Origin of the sequence: Rossellomorea sp. LjRoot5, from assembly GCF_964253455.1 — a bacterium.
GTDB lineage: Bacteria > Bacillota > Bacilli > Bacillales > Bacillaceae_B > Rossellomorea.
Map to the genome: position 1 here is coordinate 3,405,691 of NZ_CAXUQN020000001.1, position 18,678 is coordinate 3,424,368.

The following is an 18,678-nucleotide window of genomic DNA, read 5'->3' on the forward strand; positions in this document are numbered from 1 at the left end:
AAAGTGACAGTCCGATATTCTTAGTATAATCACTTTGAGTATAAGGTTGTGTTGAATATGCGAATTAATAAATATATCAGTGAAGCTGGAAAGGCGTCGAGACGCGGGGCCGATAAGCTGATCACAGAAGGCAGGGTCACAATCAACGGACGGGTCGCGAAGATCGGTGACCAAGTGAACCCCGGTGACGATGTATTGGTGAGCGGAGCACCTGTAAGGGTCGCACGGAACAATGTATACATCGCTCTGAATAAGCCTGTCGGAATAACGAGTACGACAGAAAAAGGGGTCAAGGGGAATATCGTTGACCTCGTTAATCATCCCTTAAGAATATTCAATATCGGACGCCTGGACAAGGACTCCGATGGACTGATTCTTCTGACGAATGACGGTGATATCGTTAATGAAATCCTCCGTGCGGAAAATCAGCATGAGAAGGAATACATCGTCACGGTTGACCGCCCGATTTCAGAAGACTTTCTCAAGCAGATGTCAGAGGGTGTCAAGATTCTTGGAACGAAAACACTGCCATGTAAAGTAGAGCAGATTTCGAAATATGTATTCCAGATCACGCTCACCCAAGGGTTGAACCGACAGATCCGCCGCATGTGTGAAGCTCTTGGATACGAGGTATACAGACTGCAGCGTACACGCATCATGAATATTCAATTAGGAAATCTTCCCGTGGGACAATGGCGCGATCTTTCCAAAAAAGAAAAGACGCGATTGTTTCAGGATTTAGATTACGAACCAAAGGAATGGTAATAATAGACGGGTCCGGTGCCTTGACTGCCTAACAGTCGGGGCACCGGCCTTTTTTTATCCTGTCACGCTTTTAAGAAACAAACGGATTTGCTCTTCTTATTTTCAACAATATACGCTATTATTAAATAGTTTAGAAATTCTAACTAGATTTTGTGGAGGTTTGAGAACACATGGTTTTCAAGAAAAAGGATAAATTCGCCATTCTTCTTAGTCAAATAGCTGGTAATTTGAAAGTGAGTGCGCATTATTTTGCTGATTATAAACTGAATAATGTGAGTGATTTAAAAGAATTTTCAGGTACGATGAAGGAATATGAAACAAAAGGGGATTTTTTTGTGCATGAAGTCATTTTGGACTTGAATAAAGTCTTCATCACACCGATTGAGCGGGAAGATATCCTGGCGCTGGCTATGAGTATGGATGATGTACTGGATGGGCTCGAGCATACATCCGCTATGTTTGAAATGTATTCGATCACCCAGGCAGACGAATATATGCTGAAGTTTGTAGAAGCGATCCGCCAATGTTCTGATGAGATTGAATCGGCTGTCGAACTTCTCTCTACGAAAAAATGGCTCCAGATCAGAGAGCATGCCATCAAGATCAAAGATTTAGAATCAAAATGTGATGGCATCCTTCGTCAATCCATCAAGCATCTCTTCCATACGGAAAAGGATCCGATTCGTATCATTCAATACAAGGAGATCTATGAAGAGCTTGAGGAAATCGCGGACTATTGTCAGAACGTGGCCAACACGTTTGAAACCATTATTATGAAGAATGCATAAGGAGTCTTGCAGGAATGGATACAATTTTAATTTTAACCATACTTATCGTTGTTGGGGCCCTTGCATTTGATTTCATTAACGGGTTCCATGATACGGCCAATGCCATCGCGACAGCTGTATCGACAAAGGCACTAAAGCCAAGGCATGCCATCATCCTGGCAGCCGTCATGAATTTTGCGGGCGCTCTCGCTTTCACAGGAGTCGCCAAAACGATCACCAAGGACATCGTCGACCCCTTTTCCCTGGAAAACGGGACCATCGTCATCCTGGCAGCGCTTCTTGCAGCGATCACATGGAATTTAGTGACGTGGTATTACGGGATACCGAGCAGTTCCTCCCATGCATTGATCGGGGCGATCGCAGGGGCGGCCATCGCGGCGGCAGGTGTCTCGGCACTCAATTATAACGGGTTCATTAAAATCATCCAGGCGTTGATTTTTTCACCCCTTTTGGCTTTTGTGATTGGATTCATCATCTATAGCATATTCAAGGTCGTGTTCAAGAATCGGAATTTGGCGAAAACGAACCGGAATTTCCGGTCGATCCAGATTGCGACAGCGGCACTTCAATCCTTTACCCATGGAACAAATGATGCGCAAAAAGCTATGGGGATCATCACCATGGCCCTGATCGTGAACAATTATCAAACCTCCGCTGATATCCAGACGTGGGTTCAAGTTTCCTGTGCAACAGCCATGGGGCTCGGAACCTCGATCGGTGGATGGAAAATCATCAAAACCGTTGGCGGAAAGATCATGAAGATCCGACCGGTAAATGGAGTGGCAGCAGACTTGACAGGAGCAGCCGTCATTTTTGGTGCAACGGTGATTCATTTACCTGTCAGTACGACCCACGTCATCTCCTCTTCGATCCTTGGGGTGGGTTCCGCTCACAGATTGAGGGGTGTGAAATGGGGAACGGCTAAAAGGATGTTGATCACATGGATCATCACATTGCCCATTTCGGCAAGTCTTGCCGCCATCTTCTTTTATATCTTGAATGTATTTTTCTAATAAAAAGGAAGTCAGAAGGGAGAATCCTCCCCTTTGACTTCCTTTTATTGTTGAGCTTTTAGATGCCTACGCTCGAACCCCAGGTAACGCTTGCCCTGGAAGGTCAATTCCTCCTCGTCCCCTTCGACAAAGCATCCCATAATCCGTATCGTGATGGATTCTAATGATGACAAATAAAAAAAGCCGAGCCCCACCTGTGATTCTGTGAGGGGCTGACGACAAAACGAATTCACCCTGTCGGATGCTTCATCTTATCCATGATCATCGTAAAATAATTCTTCTTCACCGGTCCCGGTGCATGGGGGATTTCGTATAATGCTGGTTCTTTTTTCTCCATGAGTTTTGAAGAATATACTTGCGTTCCCTCCATCATACGGCGAATGGAAGAGGTCAATTCTTCACTCGGACTATCCTTCAATAAGTAACCGTCTGCACCGGTGTCCTGTACCCTTTCCAGATATCCCTCTTTAGGGAACGTTGCAAGAACCAGCAGTCGACATTCCAGCACTTCCAGAGGTCCGTCCCTCAGTAGATGTTCGATGTCAAGGATAAGGAGGTCTGGTTGCATGTAGTGGATGAGTTCCAGTGCATGATCTCTGTCTCTCGCCTTTCCGACTATTTCCATATCGTCTTCAAGGTTCAGTAGTGAACCGATTGTTCCTAACACCCATTCTTCATCCTCTGCTATCACAATGCGAATCATATGCGTCCTCTCCTTTTTACACCGTATCAAGTAAAGACTCTCCTTATATGAATATCATAAGGAGAGTCGGCATGTTTATAATTCAGGTTTGGCTTCTCTAGAAATGTGCGCGTTCGATTTCGCTTTCGCTTTCGCTGAGGATTTGATGCCTCTAAAGCTTACAAACGTCTTATTTTCTTCATCCCATAGCTTGAAGCGAAGCGATTTCAAGCTCGTTAAGAGTGAGATCGTCGGTACATTCTGTAATGGCTCCGTATTTTGATGTGCTTGCTCCAGCTTGTAATTCGGTACCCTTGGGCTCAGGTGGTGGACATGATGATAGCCGATATTTCCAGTCAGGAACTGCATGACTTTCGGAAGCTTATAGAATGAGCTTCCCTCCACGGCTGCCAGCACATACTGCCACTCTTTGTCTTCTTCAAAATAGGAATCTTCAAACGTATGCTGTACATAGAACAACCAGATGCCGATCGAGCCTGAAACCATGAAGATCGACCCTTGCACAAGAAGGAATTCCTGCCATCCAAGCGTGACAGAAAGCAATGCAATGAGAGCCACGATGATGACATTCACTAAATACGTGTTCTGACGCTCTTTCTTACGTGCATTTTTACGGTTGAATCGATTTTTTAAAAGAAATACAAAAATCGGTCCCAGAACGAACATGACGAGCGGATTACGGTAAAAACGATAAGCTAAACGTGTTTTCAAAGGTGCCGCTACATATTCGTCGATGGTAAGGGTCCAGATATCACCAGTTCCCCGTTTATCCAAGTTGCCGCTTGTCGCATGGTGGACGGCATGTTCATGACCCCACTGATCGAACGGGAACAGTGTCAGTACACCCATGGCCGTTCCGACTGCCCGGTTGGCTTTACGGCTTTTAAAGAAAGAAAAATGGGTGCAATCATGAAAGATAATGAAGATCCTCGTCAAGAATCCTGCGGCAATCACAATTGGAATAAGGGCGAGCCAGTATGATACTGACAGACTTTGATACGCAAGGAACCATAATAGAAAGAATGGTCCAAGCGTGTTGATCATCTGCCAGACACTTTCCTTCGTTGTAGACTTTTCATAAGGAGCAACTTCTTTTTTCAACGTTTTTATATTTGTCATGTCATTATTCCCTTCGTTTAAGGCGTTGAATTCATTATAGGATAAGGGGGATCATCGTGTTAGTAGTAGGTGTCATATGCTGGGCATGACAAATGTCATAAGGGAGAAAATGTCATGCGTTTACATTGTCCGGAACCCTTGATAATCCTGACTTTTTCTCACTCAGCCAAAAGTTCAATTATCTTTATTATTATTGGGAAAAAGAAATATATTCTTGATTTGGTGAAAAAATATCATAAAAAAGAGCGTGGAAACAATCTCCCACACTCATTACGCACATACAAGTATCTGTCTGACAAATCTTCCTTTACTTACTTCACACCGGTCGATAATATCGAAGCCCGCTTTTTTAACGTTTCTATCCACATCTTCCAAGGTCACGATCACGACCCTTTCAGCGAATCGTCTCGCACTCTTTAGCATTTCCAGCTGTTCATCATCCGTTATGACGGAGCAAAGATTATAAGGAAGGTCAATGACCGCGACATCGTATCTGCCGGTTACATCATTGATGTCCCTTAACGACACTTCCCCTTCCAATCCAAAATGAGCGATATTCTCCCTTACTCCGTCCAGGATCAACGGATTGCGGTCACTGCCTACAATATCGATACCCATGGACAGGGCTTCTACCAGAACCGTCCCGATTCCACAGCAGGGATCGATCATCTTGATCCCTTCCGTTTCGGGAGCCGCAATATTCACGACGGCTCTTGCCACACGGGTACTCAGTGCAGTGGAATAGCTGTGAGGCTTTTTCACGTGGTGTAGCCAAACAGCTTCATTTTTCTTATATGTCCCAAACACCCAGCGGTCACCTGTGTTAATGACCCCATACCAAATATGGGGATCGACAAGTTCCGCTTCGCCTCTCAGATGCAGGCCGATTTCCTTCTCTATCCTCCGCCGTTTCTTAAAGCCGACTCTGTCACCATCAGGGTTTTGTATAAGCACGACCTTGAATCCATCCACTGCGTCTAATCCCTCTATGTTATGAAATAATTCTTCCAATTCGGTATCTTCGCATATGATCTCCAGTCTCTCCCGGATGAAAGGGCTTCTGCTTGGATCGACCTTCACCGTACTTTCGAGAATACCAGATTCAGAAGCCTCTCCGAACAGGATGCGCCTTTCCAACGCACATAGGGACTCTTCGTTCGGCTCCCAAGAAAACGTATATAAATAGTTTTTCGTTTCTATTGTAATCAACTCCGTGTGATGTTTTGCATTTCACCATTGTATCACAAAAAAGGGAGGGGCCCCTTTACAGGGTCTCCTCCCTCCTTATTGACGGAATCAGATTTCCATTTCCCAACGCTCTTCTTGTGTCTGTTTCAACTGTTTCTCCGTTTCTTCCGGATAAACCGTACGGAATTTGTGATTTTCAGCAGGGATGATTTCAATCATCTTTTGAATCATATCTTCAGGATCGAACTGATCTTCCAGTCCTTTCTGTTGTTCCAGAATATCTTCTTTGCGGGTGAAGTTCTTCTCGTCGTCGAACCACTTCCAAATCTCTTCCCCGCTCCGCTTATTGAATCCGGTTTCGAAGGCACCTGGATTGATGGTGGCGACTTTCACTCCAAACTCTTCAAGTTCGGACTTCAAGGTTTGGGCAATCCCTTCAATTGCGTGTTTGGTTGCCGTATAAGGACCGACATAAGGTGTTGCTGAAATTCCGGCCATGGAACTCATAAACACGATTTTTCCGCTGCCTTTCTTCACAAGCTTTTGAGCGGCCAACTGAACCGTTTCCAGGGTGGCGAACACATTCACTTCAAAGAGGGCACGAAAACGATCCATCGGCACTTCACCGAGTGGCCCCCCCTCATTGATAGCCGCATTGGCCACAAAAATATCAAAATCATACTTCGAGATTTGTTCGCGATCCCTTGCATTCGTTATATCAAGCTTGAATACCTCCATATTCAATCCTTGCTCATCCGCTGCTCTCATCAGGTCGGTTTTTTGCGAGGTAAGCTCGGTCGTCGCAATGACACGGTGGCCCTTCTTGGCAAGACCAAGAGACGCGCCCTTGGCGAGACCGCTTCCCGCGCCAGTAATGAAAATTGTTTTACCCATTCTGTATCCTCCTCGGCAATCTAATATAATATGTTCTTCCCTTTAACAGAATCAGTAAAACTTTTTCAAATTAAAAGGGACCGACTACGGGTCGGTCCCTACATGATGAATTACTCCATCTCTTTAATATACTCTTTCACCACTTCATACACATACTCCTGGTTCGCAGCTGCTGTGTCGGGATTGTACGCTCCGCCGTTCGTTTTGTTATTTGACAAAACACGGATTCCAAGAAAAGGTACATCGCATGCCCCTGCGATTTGTGCCGCCGCTGCCCCTTCCATTTCCTCTACGGATGTACCGTATTTCTCATGGAACCATTGGATACGGTCCACTTCGTTATTCCACACGTCAGCAGAACCGATTGTCCCTTCGACGACCTTGCCCTTTTTATATGTGTCCTTTACGGCGTTAGCAGCCGCAAGCAGTGCCTCGTCCCCATCGTAATATCGGATTTTTTCTGCATTCGGGTCTTCGCCGGCGCTTCCTTCAGACGCCATCAGGTCCATCGGCTTCCATGCTGTAGGTTCGATTCCTTCTTCATCAGCCATGCTCCCTGTTTTTAACGAACCAAGATTGACAGTTCTTTCACCGAGAACGATATCAAACACGTGCAATGCCGGATCATGACCACCTGATGTCCCTTGGTTGATGATGGCAACAGGATCATACTTTTCAATGGCCACAGCCGTAGCCGCTGCCGTATTTTCCATTCCTTTACCCGTCTTGGCAACGATGACCGGGTAGCCATCCACCGTTCCTTTATAAAAAACGAATGATCCGGATTTTTCTTCTTTCACATTTTTCAGTTTCCCTGCAAACTTTTCAGCTTCAATGGGCATCGGCCCCTGAATCAGGATCGGCTGCTCTTCTTTTTTTCCTTTCGCTTCCGTTTGGTTGGATGAACTGCAGCCTGTAAAAACAGATAATGCAAGTACAGATACTGCTGCGAGTGATGCGATTTTCTTTTTCATGTGAATCTCTCCCTTTTCTTGATGATTGGATCCCGCTGATTTTGGTCAAAAGAAAAAGACCTGTCATGGTAGAGTGCATCTACGTTCCAGATCTCAGAAGTCAAAGTAAAAGCAAAAACGGCAAAAAAACCGTAAAAACCGAATACTTCAACCCGTAGTCCGGTTCTTGTAATGGGAACCGGGTAGAAACGCTCAGACCATATTACTGAGGATATACGAGTAACGATATATAATGGTGGTACGGTGTTACTATAACAAACCCTTTACTTATTATCAATGAAAATACGAATTTTATTATAATTAATTTTATTATTGTTCGTGTTTAAGGGGTATCTCTTTTTTCAATTTGAAAGCGTTACATTTGAAATCTTATTGTAGAATACTATAATAAAAGAAAAATGATGAGGTGAAGACGATGAAAATCGGTCTTATCGGATTAGGGGATATTGCGAAGAAAGCCTATCTTCCTGTCCTATCTGAAAAAGAAGGCATTGAACTGGTCCTTTGCACAAGAAATGCCGAGACGCTGCATGCGCTTGGAGACAAATATCGTGTGGAGGAGAGGGTTCAGACGGTAGAAGAATTGATAGCTGCAGACATTGATGCAGCCTTCGTCAGTACGGCCACTGAAGCCCATTACGAAATATCAGAAACACTCTTGGAGAACGGCATTCATGTATACATAGACAAACCGATTTCTTTGAGCTTCGGAGAAACCGAGCGAATCGTGCAGCTTGCGAAAGATAGCGGAAAAATCGCCATGGTCGGATTCAACCGACGTTTCATTCCCATGGTAAAGGAACTGAAAAAGCACGGGAAACCGAGCTTCCTCCTGATGCAAAAAAACCGATTCGCCGCTCCGGACGAGCCGAGGAGATTCGTCGTCGAAGATTTCATCCACGTCGTCGACACCCTTCGTTTCCTGATGGATTCAGACGTGCTGGATGTGAAGGTTCAATCCTTTAAAAGAGGAGACCTCCTACATCACCTTGTCATACAGCTCATCAGTGAGAATTGTACCGCCGTAGGCATCATGAATCGGGACGGCGGCGTAACAGAAGAAATCATCGAATACTCTGCCGGACATCATAAATACGTCGTCGACAGCCTTGTTGAAACGACTCATTATCACAAAAAAGAAAAGAGCGTCTCCTCCTTTGGCGATTGGGAACCGACACTCTATAAACGGGGATTCTATGATCTGGTGGATCACTTTATCAACTGTGCGGAAAAAGGGCAACACCCGGACCCTTCCATCGAGGATTCTTTGATCACCCATGACATTTGTGAACGGATTGTGGGAATGGTTGATTAATTGAACGATAGAAGGATTAACATAGGGGGAATGGGCACAGCACCCGTCCCCCTATGTCCCGCCAAAGAGACGTTTTCTATTCAATAACAGTAGCGATAATCATACAAAAGCCCAAGTGATACTTCACTTGGGCTTTTGTATGTAAATGTATGGACTACCTCCACCTCTTCGCCATCGCCTCAATATCCCCCGGATGCATACGGCAGCAACCACCAATGATACGGGCTCCTGCTTCGTACAAAACTACTGAATCCTCATCAAACGCACAACATGCTTTCTCCCCGTCCCATCACTTATCGTCTCTCCATCCTTTAATGAAAGGACAGCCTCACCCAGGTATCCGGAAATGCTTTCAAAAGAGCAATGTCAAGACCCTGAAGCTGATAAGTAGCCCAGCCCATCCAATGGTTACATGAAAGAATAAATAGGGAACAACTATAGTAAAAAAGGAGAAACTGCCATGCCAGAAGGTCCTGAAATCAGAAGAGCAGCCGATAACGTTGAGCGTGCTCTTAAAAATAAAACAGTCGAAGATGTTTATTTTGCCTTCCCTCATTTAGAAGGCTATGAAGTTCTGCTGAAGGGGTCTAACGTGACAAGAGTCGATACGAAAGGAAAGGCCATGCTCATCCGCTTTGACAATGGATACACCATCTACTCCCACAATCAACTTTACGGAAAATAGTATATCAGAAACACCTACAATTACCCGAAAACAAATCGCCAGCTCCGAATGGCACTTCATAACGAGAAAAAATCCGCCCTTCTCTATAGTGCGTGGGATATCGAGGTTCTCAGAGATGAAGAGGTGCCATCACACCCATTCATTTCAAAAGTCGGACCCGACCTTTTAAGTGAACACGTAACATCCGGCGGGCTGACCGAGCGGATGAAGGACAAACGATTCCGAAACCGCAAATGGTCAATTTTATTGCTTGATCAAGGTTTTGTCGCCGGAATCGGTAATTATTTGCGATCTGAAATTATGTTTGTTGCCGGCATACATCCTTCCCTCAGACCTGTCGACTGTACAGAAGATCAATTAAACAATGCCGCTCATGCGGTCATGAGTTTAGTAAAACAATCGTATAAAACTGGAGGGATCACGAATGATCCCGACCTTGCACAGAAACTAAAAGACAAAGGTGTGAAGCGATCCGGCTATCGTCACTGGGTCTTTAACCGTGAAGCGGAATCTTGCTTCATCTGTGGAAGCGAAATCGAGAAGATGGTGGCCGCTTCAAGAAGGCTCTACCATTGTCCGGTTTGTCAATCAATCAAATGATAGATAAAAGGGTTCGTGGCAATCTTACTGCCACGAACCCTTTTATCAGTTTAACGTCAAACCACAGATTCTATTCCGTACTACGGTTAATCGCTTCTTTCATTGAAATCCCTTTTAATTTCCGACGATTAAGCCACAAGGACACATAATACGATAGGATCATGATGATGAAACAAATGATGACACTCATCCAGTCCAGCCTGACAGGAATGGTCACATTCATTTCTGAAGTGATTGAATTCATAAAGGCTGAAATCGACAGCAGCGTGGCAGGAATACCGATCACAAACCCAAGGATGATGAACCAAATGTTATAGTCGATCATCATGTTCATGATTGATTTCTCCCGATAACCGATGACCTTCATGAGTGAAATTTTGAATGAATTTTCCTCAATTAATAAGGAGATAAGAATATAGATGATGATGATTGCAATGATGGCTGCAACGAAGGCAATCGCTGCTACGCCATAGTTCAACGGCTTGAGCATTTCCTCAAAACCATCAATCGTATCGGATGATTTCGTCATCGAGGCAATCTGATCTTTCGGTAAGTTGAGTTCTTTGTTTGAATATATTTCCGTGTAACTTCCCGAAGGATAGTCATTTAATTGGTTGAATTCATCAAGTGGCATATAAATCATATTTCCAAGATACGATTCTGCGATGTGATCAATGGTGAGAGTAAAGGATTTATCCGTCAATTCATTTGTCACATGAATCGACTCTCCCTCTCGAACCCCTAATTTATCTGAGAGTGATTTATTCATAATGACTGAGTTGAACGTAAGTCTCTCCCCACTTGCGTCCTTTAATCGTATGGCTGTATTATCCGCCTTAAGGCCCGTAATCGTAACGCTCTCCTTATCATCTATCGTAAATGGTGCCACAGCTCCGATCTGTCCCGAGTGAGGTTCTGTGGTCTGTGGAGCTTTAAATAGATAGCTGTACTCATAGTCGTACACTTGTTGAAAATTATCGGTCACCAGATACTCCATCGAGTTCTTCGTGACGAATCCGAACAACAATAATAATGTGGCAAACATCACCCCGATGATTAAAAACAGTGCCCTGGGAAGGTTTCTCATGATTTCCCTGATCACGAATTTCCGTCGGAACGGCAGCTTTTTCAATTTAAATAACCGTTCAAACCGGCTCACTTTCACCTTTCGCTCCCCCCCTTTTATCAAACTCACCGGTGGGATCTTCAAGACACGGTGAACCAAATAATAGGTTAACGGGATGAATAGAACAAGTGGCAACATTATGCTCGTAAGTAAATAACCCACATGCAGTTTCACGTCAAGTACGGGCAGATTATAAAAAGCCGCAAAGGTTGATAACAATGGCTGCAGGAATAGCCAGCCAAGGATCGTTCCCACGGCGCTTCCTGTAATGGCAAGAATGCCTGCATAGGAGAGATAGTGACGGATAATTTCCCTTTTCCTGTAGCCGAGGGCATACAGTGTACCGATCTGCACATATTCCTTCTTCATCAAACGCCACAATAATATAAGAATGATCACCATACTAATGAATAATATTCCTATGGGAAGAAATTGTCCCATTTTTTTGACACCGGAAATATCCCCTTTGATGAAGGAAATGCGGTTATTATCTTTTTTATCCGTCCATTTGATGATGGAGTTATTTTGATTGATTTGCTTTTTCAGTTTTTCCCGGGATGCATTCAATAGACGGACACTATAATACACCTTGTGATCTTTCCAGTTTGAAATGACTGATTGCTTCACGACTGCGACACCGAAAGCATCAGGATTTTTAAGGAAGCCTGATTCATCCTTTAATGGATAAATGTAATCCGGGATTGCCATGTATCCTGCAAGGTGGAACGTCTCCCCTCCCAGTTCAATCTCGTTTCCAATCGTCAATCCATGGGCTTTTGCGAAGCTTTTATCCACTAAAACGTCACGATCCGAGGACAGTTTTTCACCATCCACCACAGTGGGGAGATTGATATCCTCCGTCGCATCCAACACCCTTAGAGTCGCATCTTGACTATAGGAAAGATCAGCTGCAATCCTTTGCTCGATCTCTGCCCCAGTCCGTTTTTCAATTCCTTCGATATTTTTCAAGGGCTGTTGTGTGACGAATTGAGCATCTTCAACCTTATTATCCTTAAAAAACATCTGTAAATTATCAATGAGATTTGCTCCGGCTGCTGTAAATGCGTAAAATACGATGGAACTGATGACAATCAGCAACCACGCAGAAAAAAACTGCGCCTTTTTTTCCATTATGGTCCGAAAAAGCTTTTTCCGAAGGGGCATCACCACTCAACCCCTTCAGCGGAGGTTTGATGTTCATTGACAAAGTCGGATTCAACCTTCCCATCTTTCAGTGTGATGACCCGGTTCGCCATGCTTTTGATTGCTTGGTTATGGGTGATGATAAGGACTGTCGTGTTAAATTCTTTATTCACTTTCTCGATCAACTGCAGAATTTCTTTCGATGTGGCTGAATCCAATGCTCCAGTCGGTTCGTCACATAATAATAATTTCGGAGCCTTCACGACGGCACGGGCAATCGAAACGCGTTGCTGCTGTCCTCCGCTTAATTCCCGGGGAAAGCGATCCTCCATCCCCGACAATCCAACAGCATGAATCACCTCCGGAATAGACATTGCCTCCCGACTGATATTCGCGGTCAATTCGATATTTTCATAGACCGTTAAATTGGGAATCAGATTATACATTTGAAAGACAAAGCCGACATCTTCCCTTCTATAATCCACAAGATCTCGATCACTCAATCGGCCAATATCTTTCTTATTAACCTCAATGCTCCCGGAATCCATTGTATCAATGCCTCCAATGGCATTTAACAAGGTGGACTTCCCGGAACCCGATGGACCGAGAATGACGACGATTTCCCCTTCCTCGACTTGAAGGTGAATATTCGTCAGGGCCTGAAAGGTCGTTTGGCCGCTTTGATAGGTTTTATGGACCCCATTGATGCTCAAGATGCTCATCTTCATTCCTTCTTTCCCGGTTTTATTTTCCCTGCAAATAAAAATTGTATATGCCTCGATAATTGTTCCTTATAAGCTTTGAGATCCATCTCTTCGTTATACATATAGAACATCGTATCGGACATGGCTGCACTATAGATGGCGTAAGCCGCTTCTTGCGGATCAATTTTTACAGCAAAGCAATCTGAATGGCTTTCGATCAAATACTTGACCCACTTCATCATCTCTTCATCAATGCCGAATAATCCCTGTCTCAATCGGATGCTCTCTTCCACTTCTCCCGTCATCACGTGAAACAGCTCTCGCCAAAATGCTTTCGGATAATGCTGAAAAAATTCTGCAAAAACCTGCATGGCCCCAATCACACTTTCTACCAGATCTCCACTCTCTTCTGAGGAAAATGGATCTTGAAGCCCTTCTTTCATCTCCTCCGCTTCTTCAGTGAAAATCCGTAGCAGCAAGGCTCCCTTAGAAGGAAAATAATTGTAGATGGTCCCGGTCCCCACACCTGCATCCTTCGCAATTTCAGCCATGGAAGCCGTTTCAAATCCCTTTTGAGAGAAAATATTCTTCGCTGATTCCATGATGTTCAGCTGTGTTTGCCGTTTCTTATCTTCACGTAATCCTGCCATAATCAGTGCTCCTTTAGTTATAAAAATATGAACGCGTTCATTTATGAATACATTCATATTTTAACTGGAAGAATATTGATTGTCAAACAGTGCTTGTCTCAGAAATAACAAAGCCCACTTCATCAAATGAAATGGGCTCGTCCTCTCTACATTCCATATTCCTTTCGATACTCATCATGCTTCGGCTGGAACAGTTCCTCATTGGATGATCTCACATCCGAAAAATGATCCACATTGTAATGTCCCCTCAAAGCAGCATTATGATGGGCAATGATTTGCTCCGCCTTCAAGGCTTGAGAGTCCTTGGTGGAGTGCCCGTCAGCCACCAGGGTGACATCGAATCCGCTCACCGTCGCATAGCGGACAGCCGTGTCGATGCAGTGCTCGGTCTGACAACCCGCAATCACGAGATGCCCTACTTCTTTTTCTTTTAAAAATGAGAGTAACGGCGTCCTGTAAAACGAGTTGGTAGCGAGCTTATCAAATACCTCTGCATGATCCGGAATCTCAAGGTCCCGATGTACCTGGAACCCTTCGCCGTTACCACCTGCGACGTCTTTGTCCCTTATGAAGACAATATGTGCGTCCGCTTCCTTTGCCTTGGCGACCACTGTGTTGATGGTCTCGATCAGTTTTTCTTTTTGAAAGACCACCTGTTCCTTTTCGTTTCCTTCCACTAATTCCTGTTGTACATCAATGACAAGTAATGCCTGCTTCACATATAAAACCCCTTTTCGATTTTAGTCCTCTTTTAAATGGATGTCGTTCGGTAATCTTTTTCATTATGAACCGCCCCCTTTAAAGTCTATATGTGTATAGTTCGGCGTATCACCCGCCCAATCCTTTTACACAGCAAAAAAGCCCGGAATCACATATGACTCCGAGCTTTATCGCATGTATGTCATGCAAGCAGGACGATCTTGCCAAGCTTTCCTGAATGTTTAAAATAGGTTTGTGCTTCACCCGCTTGTTCCAGTGGGAACGTCCGGTCAATGACCGGCTTGATTTTCCCTTCAGAGATTGCATCAAGCATACGTTTGAACTCTACTCTGGTTCCCAACACCGACCCATAAAACGTGATATGTTTTAAATAAAGGGTCCTGAAGTCGAGTTGTGTTTTCTGACCACCGGCGGATCCGGATATGCAGAACTTGCCGCCTTTTTTCAAGACTTCAAGGGATGTTTCGAATAGTGCATCCCCTACTACATCCAACACGGAATCGACCGGGCCTCCATTTACATCAAGTATTTCACCGGCAAGGTTTGGCGACTTATAGGACAGAACGTGTGTGGCACCGAGCTCTTTCATCCTGTCTTCTAAAGCCAAGTCTCCTACTATGGCAATGACCTTTGATCCGAAAACCCTGGATGCAATTTGAACATTCAATGATCCCACACCGCCATTGGCACCAGTGACGACGATCGTTTCCGAAGGCTTAGCCTGGATCTGTTCCACCATATGCCATGCCGTCAAACCGCTGACGGAAAACACGGCACTTTCTTCATATGCGGAGAGAGGCATGTCATAACAGAGTTCTGCTGGCCACACGACGTATTCTGCATATCCGCCGTCATATTCGGAACCGATGAATGACATATCGTCTGATATATGTTCGCTTCCTTCCGTACCACTTGATGTGAATGGAAAAAGGACAACTGGTTTCCCCAACAGGGCTTCAGAAACATCGGCCCCCACTTCTACTATTTCACCGGTGATATCGGAACCGGGAATCCGTGGGAACTGGACGCCTTCAGGACGCCAGCCTGATTTTTCTTCCGTTCCATAGGCGCCTTCTCTCATCCAGATTTCAGTATTGTTGATGGCACACGCCTTTACTTTGACCAGGACTTCACCCTTTTGAGGGGTGGGGACCGGAATCTCAGCAACTTCGAGCTTGTCGACATCTCCATATCCTGTAACTTGAACGGCCTTCATGAGCGTTCCACCTTTCCATTATTCTGGTTATAGTGTTGCCGAAAACCAAAACTCTAACCTCAACCCACTATCTTTAAGTTCCACAATAGGTACGGTACGGACGTTTCGTCGGACTTGGAAGCGTACAATACTCTTCCTGACCGGGAGAGTAAGCGTACGGATCTTCCAGAGCCGAAAGCAAGTCGTTCATCACACTGAAATCATTTTCTTCCACTGCCGCCTGAAGTGCTTCTTCCACCCTATGGTTACGCGGGATGACCGATGGATTGCTCGTGCGCATCCGCTGCTTGGACGCTTCCATCGTCTCCTCCTGTCTGCTCAGCCTTTCTTTCCAACGTTCCTTCCAAGACGTAAATTCAGGTGTGTTGAATACATCTGACTCTTCACGACCCAGTGTCAGGCTCCGGAACAAATTCGTAAAGTCTGACTGATGCTTATGCATGAGATCCAGCAGTTCTTCTGCAAGTGCACGATCCCCTTCTTCTTCATTGAATATCCCAAGCTTGGCCCTCATGCCGTCAAGCCAGCGTCCTTCATACAACTTCGGAAATTTGAGAACCGCCTCCTGGGCAAGCTTGAGGGATTCTTCCTGTTCAGGATGGAGGATCGGGAGCAAGCTTTCGGCAAAGCGGGCGAGGTTCCATCCTGCAATCGGCGGCTGATTCCCGTATGCATATCTCCCTTGTGCATCGATGGAACTGAAGACCGTATTCGGGTCATACGTATCCATAAAGGCACAAGGTCCGTAATCAATCGTTTCCCCGCTGATCGTCATATTGTCCGTGTTCATGACACCGTGGATGAAGCCCACCATCTGCCACTTGGCTATCAGGGCTGCCTGTCGTTTGATGACTTCCTTCAGTAGGAAAAGGTAGCGGTTTGGAGCATCCATGCCATCTGGATAGTGGCGCTCCAGTGCATAATCTGCAAGGGCCCGGAGATCATCTACCTCCCCGAATCTTGAAGCAAACTGGAACGTCCCGACGCGGAGATGACTGGCGGCCACCCTGGTCAAGATCGCACCCCGTTGTTCCGTTTCCCGGTAAATCGGCTCACCCGTTGTCACCACTGCCAAGCTCCTGGTAGTAGGAATCCCAAGTCCGTGCATGGCTTCACTGATGATGTGCTCCCGGAGCATGGGACCGAGTCCTGCGCGCCCGTCCCCTCCACGGGAATAAGGGGTTCTTCCTCCCCCTTTAAGCTGAATATCGAATCGTTTTCCCTCCGGCGTGATCTGCTCGCCAATCAGGACAGCCCGTCCATCACCCAGCATATTCAAATGTCCGAACTGGTGGCCTGCATAGGCTTGAGCAAGGGGCTCGGCTCCTTCAGGGATTTCATTGCCCGACAAGACACCCGCTTCCAGTTTTTCTGCATCAAGCCCCAGGGACTCAGCAACCTGCTCATTGAGAACCATCAGCTTTGGGTCACGCACCGGTTCAGGATCCTGGCTGGTGAAAAATGTTCCAGGAAGACTTCTATAACTGGTTTCGAGATTCCAACCTGCATTCTTTTCCATCATCGTCCTCTCCTCCTTTTTAATAAATAAACAAAAAACCATAGATGTGTTCTATGATTTTTTGGTGAAGTTCCCTTTTATCTCCTCTTCATTATACCGTTCTTTTCCTCTAGTGTCCTTTATGGCCCCTCTGGAAAATACCCCAATAAGAAAGATAGATCACTAGGATCAACCCTAATGAGATGAACAAGCCAATCCGTTGATTCCCGTGGACCATCGCACCTGAAATTGCCAGGAGTATCAGCGCGATCCCAAGGTAGGAGGTAAAGGGATATCCAAACATCTTAAACTTTCCATTCGCTGCATCGTAGGAAGGATGGAGTTTAATATGGGATACAAGGATGATGCCCCAGTTCAGGATCAACATGACTCCGGCTGCAGTGGTGATATATTCATACACTTCATTAGGAAGAAGAAAGGAAAACAGAATCGATATCCCGAGCCCGACCGCTGTGATCATCAAGGATTTCACTGCCACACCCTGATCATTTTTTTCAGCGAATCCTCTGGGTGCATCTCCATCGACAGCCAGGGAAATCATCACATTCGTAATGGAGAATAAGGCCCCGACCATCGTCGAGAAGGCCGCACTGATAATAATGATGTTGAAAATCGAATCAAGGAACGGGATATGATAAGCGGAGAGTGCCGTTACAAATGGACTTTCCGTTTCGTTGATCTTCCTCCAGGACACCATACTCATGACAAAGAACAAGGAAAGAACATACACCGTCACCAGGGAAAACAGCGTGCCCTTCCCCGCTTTCGGGACATCTTTCTTGTCACGCAGTTCATTCGAGGCGATACCGAGAACGGCAATGCCACCGAATGAAAAAAACACAAAAATCAAAGCCGCCCATGTACCCTTGATACCCATTGGCATAAAAGGGGAAATACCGGCATTTTTAGCAGATTGAAGCTCGGATGGCGTGATGATATGAAATAATAGCAGGGCCCCGAAAATGATGAATATAAGCAAGGTCGACAATTTGATCACGGCAAATATCGATTCGATCTTCCCGAAATTACTCGCCCCCAGTAGATTGATGCCAAAACCCAGGACCGCATAAAGAATGGAGAAAATCCATAACGGGACGTGGGGAAACCAAAACTGGGTGAACGTCGATAACGCCACGATTTCACTGGACATAATCAGGATGCCCGATAGCCAGTACATCCACCCTGAGACAAACCCGAATGAATGTCCGAATGCCTTCTTCGCGTAAATTCGGAACGTCCCCTTTTGTGGATCATTCGTGATCATTTCCGCCAGGGCACTGAATACGAAATACGCCGTCACTCCAGCGATGATGTAATCGATGAGAATGGACGGGCCGGCCGTCTTGATGGATAACCCCGTTCCGAGAAAGAATCCTGCTCCGATGACGGATCCGATCCCAATCAGGGAAAGCTGCCACCAGCTGAGCTTGGTTCCTTCCCTTTTCTCCTGCTTCTTCTGTTGGTGGTGGGCTACCGTCTGGGTCAATAAATGCTCGTCTTTCATTCAACCATCCTTTCGTATGTATGTATATCCATAGGTTTTTCATCAGATGGGA

The 18,678-nt window shown here is 45.4% G+C and carries 19 protein-coding genes and 1 riboswitch; of the genes, 6 read left to right on the plus strand and 13 right to left on the minus strand.

Translation table 11 applies throughout. The annotated features are described in order from the left end of the window. Positions 1–57: 57 nt before the first annotated feature. The 3 genes from rluF (at position 58) to ACSQ2E_RS17380 (ending at position 2,566) form a co-directional block, all read left to right on the plus strand. The gene (rluF, locus tag ACSQ2E_RS17370) at positions 58–765 is read left to right on the plus strand and encodes a 23S rRNA pseudouridine(2604) synthase RluF (protein ID WP_060671787.1); all 708 of its coding nucleotides are present in this window, start codon (positions 58–60) and stop codon (positions 763–765) included. Positions 766–935: 170 nt separating this feature from the next. Next, positions 936–1,553: a DUF47 domain-containing protein gene (locus ACSQ2E_RS17375; RefSeq protein ID WP_435992549.1), complete on the plus strand. Its 618-nt coding sequence runs from the start codon at positions 936–938 to the stop codon at positions 1,551–1,553. Positions 1,554–1,567: 14 nt separating this feature from the next. Then, on the plus strand, positions 1,568–2,566 hold the full coding sequence (locus tag ACSQ2E_RS17380) for an anion permease (protein WP_435992551.1): 999 nt from the start codon (positions 1,568–1,570) through the stop codon (positions 2,564–2,566). 229 nt (positions 2,567–2,795) lie between these two features. Here the strand turns inward: ACSQ2E_RS17380 and ACSQ2E_RS17385 are convergent, their stop codons facing one another. The 5 genes from ACSQ2E_RS17385 to ACSQ2E_RS17405 all read right to left on the minus strand — a co-directional run bounded on the left by ACSQ2E_RS17385 (position 2,796) and on the right by ACSQ2E_RS17405 (position 7,444). After that, a complete protein-coding gene (locus ACSQ2E_RS17385; protein WP_435992553.1) occupies positions 2,796–3,269 on the minus strand; it encodes a response regulator in 474 nt (157 codons plus the stop codon). Between the two features lie 75 nt (positions 3,270–3,344). Beyond that, positions 3,345–4,388 carry a fatty acid desaturase gene (locus ACSQ2E_RS17390; RefSeq protein ID WP_435992555.1) on the minus strand — a complete coding sequence of 348 codons (1,044 nt, stop codon included), beginning with the start codon at positions 4,386–4,388 and terminating at the stop codon, positions 3,345–3,347. A gap of 270 nt (positions 4,389–4,658) precedes the next feature. Next, positions 4,659–5,525, minus strand: a complete 867-nt coding sequence (locus ACSQ2E_RS17395; RefSeq protein ID WP_435992557.1) for a TRM11 family SAM-dependent methyltransferase — start codon at positions 5,523–5,525, stop codon at positions 4,659–4,661. 159 nt (positions 5,526–5,684) lie between these two features. Then, entirely contained in the window at positions 5,685–6,470 is a 786-nt protein-coding gene (locus tag ACSQ2E_RS17400) for an SDR family oxidoreductase (protein ID WP_435992559.1), read from the minus strand. A gap of 110 nt (positions 6,471–6,580) precedes the next feature. Beyond that, entirely contained in the window at positions 6,581–7,444 is an 864-nt protein-coding gene (locus tag ACSQ2E_RS17405; RefSeq protein ID WP_435992561.1) for a 5'-methylthioadenosine/S-adenosylhomocysteine nucleosidase, read from the minus strand. Positions 7,445–7,579: 135 nt separating this feature from the next. Then, a riboswitch (purine riboswitch) is annotated at positions 7,580–7,683 on the minus strand. A 176-nt stretch (positions 7,684–7,859) separates the two neighbouring features. Here ACSQ2E_RS17405 and ACSQ2E_RS17410 point away from each other — a divergent pair. Next, positions 7,860–8,759, plus strand: coding sequence for a Gfo/Idh/MocA family protein (locus tag ACSQ2E_RS17410; protein WP_435992563.1), 900 nt, complete (start codon positions 7,860–7,862; stop codon positions 8,757–8,759). Positions 8,760–8,913: 154 nt separating this feature from the next. Here ACSQ2E_RS17410 and ACSQ2E_RS17415 read toward each other — a convergent pair whose 3' ends face one another. Beyond that, a complete protein-coding gene (locus ACSQ2E_RS17415; RefSeq protein WP_435994613.1) occupies positions 8,914–9,000 on the minus strand; it encodes a homocysteine S-methyltransferase family protein in 87 nt (28 codons plus the stop codon). Between the two features lie 219 nt (positions 9,001–9,219). Here ACSQ2E_RS17415 and ACSQ2E_RS17420 point away from each other — a divergent pair, with 219 nt between their 5' ends. Both ACSQ2E_RS17420 and ACSQ2E_RS17425 read left to right on the plus strand, forming a co-directional pair. Next, positions 9,220–9,444: a DNA-formamidopyrimidine glycosylase family protein gene (locus ACSQ2E_RS17420; protein ID WP_435992565.1), complete on the plus strand. Its 225-nt coding sequence runs from the start codon at positions 9,220–9,222 to the stop codon at positions 9,442–9,444. A 48-nt stretch (positions 9,445–9,492) separates the two neighbouring features. Continuing rightward, positions 9,493–10,044, plus strand: a complete 552-nt coding sequence (locus ACSQ2E_RS17425) for a hypothetical protein (RefSeq protein WP_435992567.1) — start codon at positions 9,493–9,495, stop codon at positions 10,042–10,044. 70 nt (positions 10,045–10,114) lie between these two features. On the opposite strand, the gene ACSQ2E_RS17430 is transcribed toward ACSQ2E_RS17425, so the two are convergent. The 7 genes from ACSQ2E_RS17430 to ACSQ2E_RS17460 all read right to left on the minus strand — a co-directional run bounded on the left by ACSQ2E_RS17430 (position 10,115) and on the right by ACSQ2E_RS17460 (position 18,626). After that, positions 10,115–12,334, minus strand: a complete 2,220-nt coding sequence (locus ACSQ2E_RS17430; protein WP_435992569.1) for an FtsX-like permease family protein — start codon at positions 12,332–12,334, stop codon at positions 10,115–10,117. After that, entirely contained in the window at positions 12,334–13,035 is a 702-nt protein-coding gene (locus ACSQ2E_RS17435) for an ABC transporter ATP-binding protein (RefSeq protein WP_435992571.1), read from the minus strand. The genes ACSQ2E_RS17430 and ACSQ2E_RS17435 overlap by 1 nt, the downstream gene beginning before the upstream one ends. Positions 13,036–13,037: 2 nt before the next feature. After that, positions 13,038–13,667 carry a TetR/AcrR family transcriptional regulator gene (locus ACSQ2E_RS17440; RefSeq protein WP_435992574.1) on the minus strand — a complete coding sequence of 210 codons (630 nt, stop codon included), beginning with the start codon at positions 13,665–13,667 and terminating at the stop codon, positions 13,038–13,040. Between the two features lie 146 nt (positions 13,668–13,813). Continuing rightward, entirely contained in the window at positions 13,814–14,386 is a 573-nt protein-coding gene (locus tag ACSQ2E_RS17445; protein ID WP_435992581.1) for a cysteine hydrolase family protein, read from the minus strand. A gap of 182 nt (positions 14,387–14,568) precedes the next feature. Next, entirely contained in the window at positions 14,569–15,603 is a 1,035-nt protein-coding gene (locus ACSQ2E_RS17450; protein WP_435992582.1) for a zinc-binding dehydrogenase, read from the minus strand. A 73-nt stretch (positions 15,604–15,676) separates the two neighbouring features. Then, a complete protein-coding gene (locus tag ACSQ2E_RS17455; RefSeq protein ID WP_435992584.1) occupies positions 15,677–17,125 on the minus strand; it encodes a protein adenylyltransferase SelO in 1,449 nt (482 codons plus the stop codon). Positions 17,126–17,231: 106 nt separating this feature from the next. Then, the gene (locus ACSQ2E_RS17460; RefSeq protein ID WP_435992586.1) at positions 17,232–18,626 is read right to left on the minus strand and encodes an amino acid permease; all 1,395 of its coding nucleotides are present in this window, start codon (positions 18,624–18,626) and stop codon (positions 17,232–17,234) included. Positions 18,627–18,678: the final 52 nt, after the last annotated feature.

Excerpts from the sequence above, each read along its gene's own strand:
- rluF (WP_060671787.1), top strand. The coding sequence starts at position 58 with ATGCGAATTAATAAATATATCAGTGAAGCTGGAAAGGCGTCGAGACGC.
- ACSQ2E_RS17375 (WP_435992549.1), top strand. The coding sequence starts at position 936 with ATGGTTTTCAAGAAAAAGGATAAATTCGCCATTCTTCTTAGTCAAATA.
- ACSQ2E_RS17380 (WP_435992551.1), top strand. The coding sequence starts at position 1,568 with ATGGATACAATTTTAATTTTAACCATACTTATCGTTGTTGGGGCCCTT.
- ACSQ2E_RS17385 (WP_435992553.1), bottom strand. The coding sequence starts at position 3,269 with ATGATTCGCATTGTGATAGCAGAGGATGAAGAATGGGTGTTAGGAACA.
- ACSQ2E_RS17390 (WP_435992555.1), bottom strand. The coding sequence starts at position 4,388 with ATGACAAATATAAAAACGTTGAAAAAAGAAGTTGCTCCTTATGAAAAG.
- ACSQ2E_RS17400 (WP_435992559.1), bottom strand. The coding sequence starts at position 6,470 with ATGGGTAAAACAATTTTCATTACTGGCGCGGGAAGCGGTCTCGCCAAG.
- ACSQ2E_RS17405 (WP_435992561.1), bottom strand. The coding sequence starts at position 7,444 with ATGAAAAAGAAAATCGCATCACTCGCAGCAGTATCTGTACTTGCATTA.
- ACSQ2E_RS17410 (WP_435992563.1), top strand. The coding sequence starts at position 7,860 with ATGAAAATCGGTCTTATCGGATTAGGGGATATTGCGAAGAAAGCCTAT.
- ACSQ2E_RS17420 (WP_435992565.1), top strand. The coding sequence starts at position 9,220 with ATGCCAGAAGGTCCTGAAATCAGAAGAGCAGCCGATAACGTTGAGCGT.
- ACSQ2E_RS17425 (WP_435992567.1), top strand. The coding sequence starts at position 9,493 with ATGGCACTTCATAACGAGAAAAAATCCGCCCTTCTCTATAGTGCGTGG.
- ACSQ2E_RS17430 (WP_435992569.1), bottom strand. The coding sequence starts at position 12,334 with ATGCCCCTTCGGAAAAAGCTTTTTCGGACCATAATGGAAAAAAAGGCG.
- ACSQ2E_RS17435 (WP_435992571.1), bottom strand. The coding sequence starts at position 13,035 with ATGAGCATCTTGAGCATCAATGGGGTCCATAAAACCTATCAAAGCGGC.
- ACSQ2E_RS17440 (WP_435992574.1), bottom strand. The coding sequence starts at position 13,667 with ATGGCAGGATTACGTGAAGATAAGAAACGGCAAACACAGCTGAACATC.
- ACSQ2E_RS17450 (WP_435992582.1), bottom strand. The coding sequence starts at position 15,603 with ATGAAGGCCGTTCAAGTTACAGGATATGGAGATGTCGACAAGCTCGAA.
- ACSQ2E_RS17455 (WP_435992584.1), bottom strand. The coding sequence starts at position 17,125 with ATGATGGAAAAGAATGCAGGTTGGAATCTCGAAACCAGTTATAGAAGT.
- ACSQ2E_RS17460 (WP_435992586.1), bottom strand. The coding sequence starts at position 18,626 with ATGAAAGACGAGCATTTATTGACCCAGACGGTAGCCCACCACCAACAG.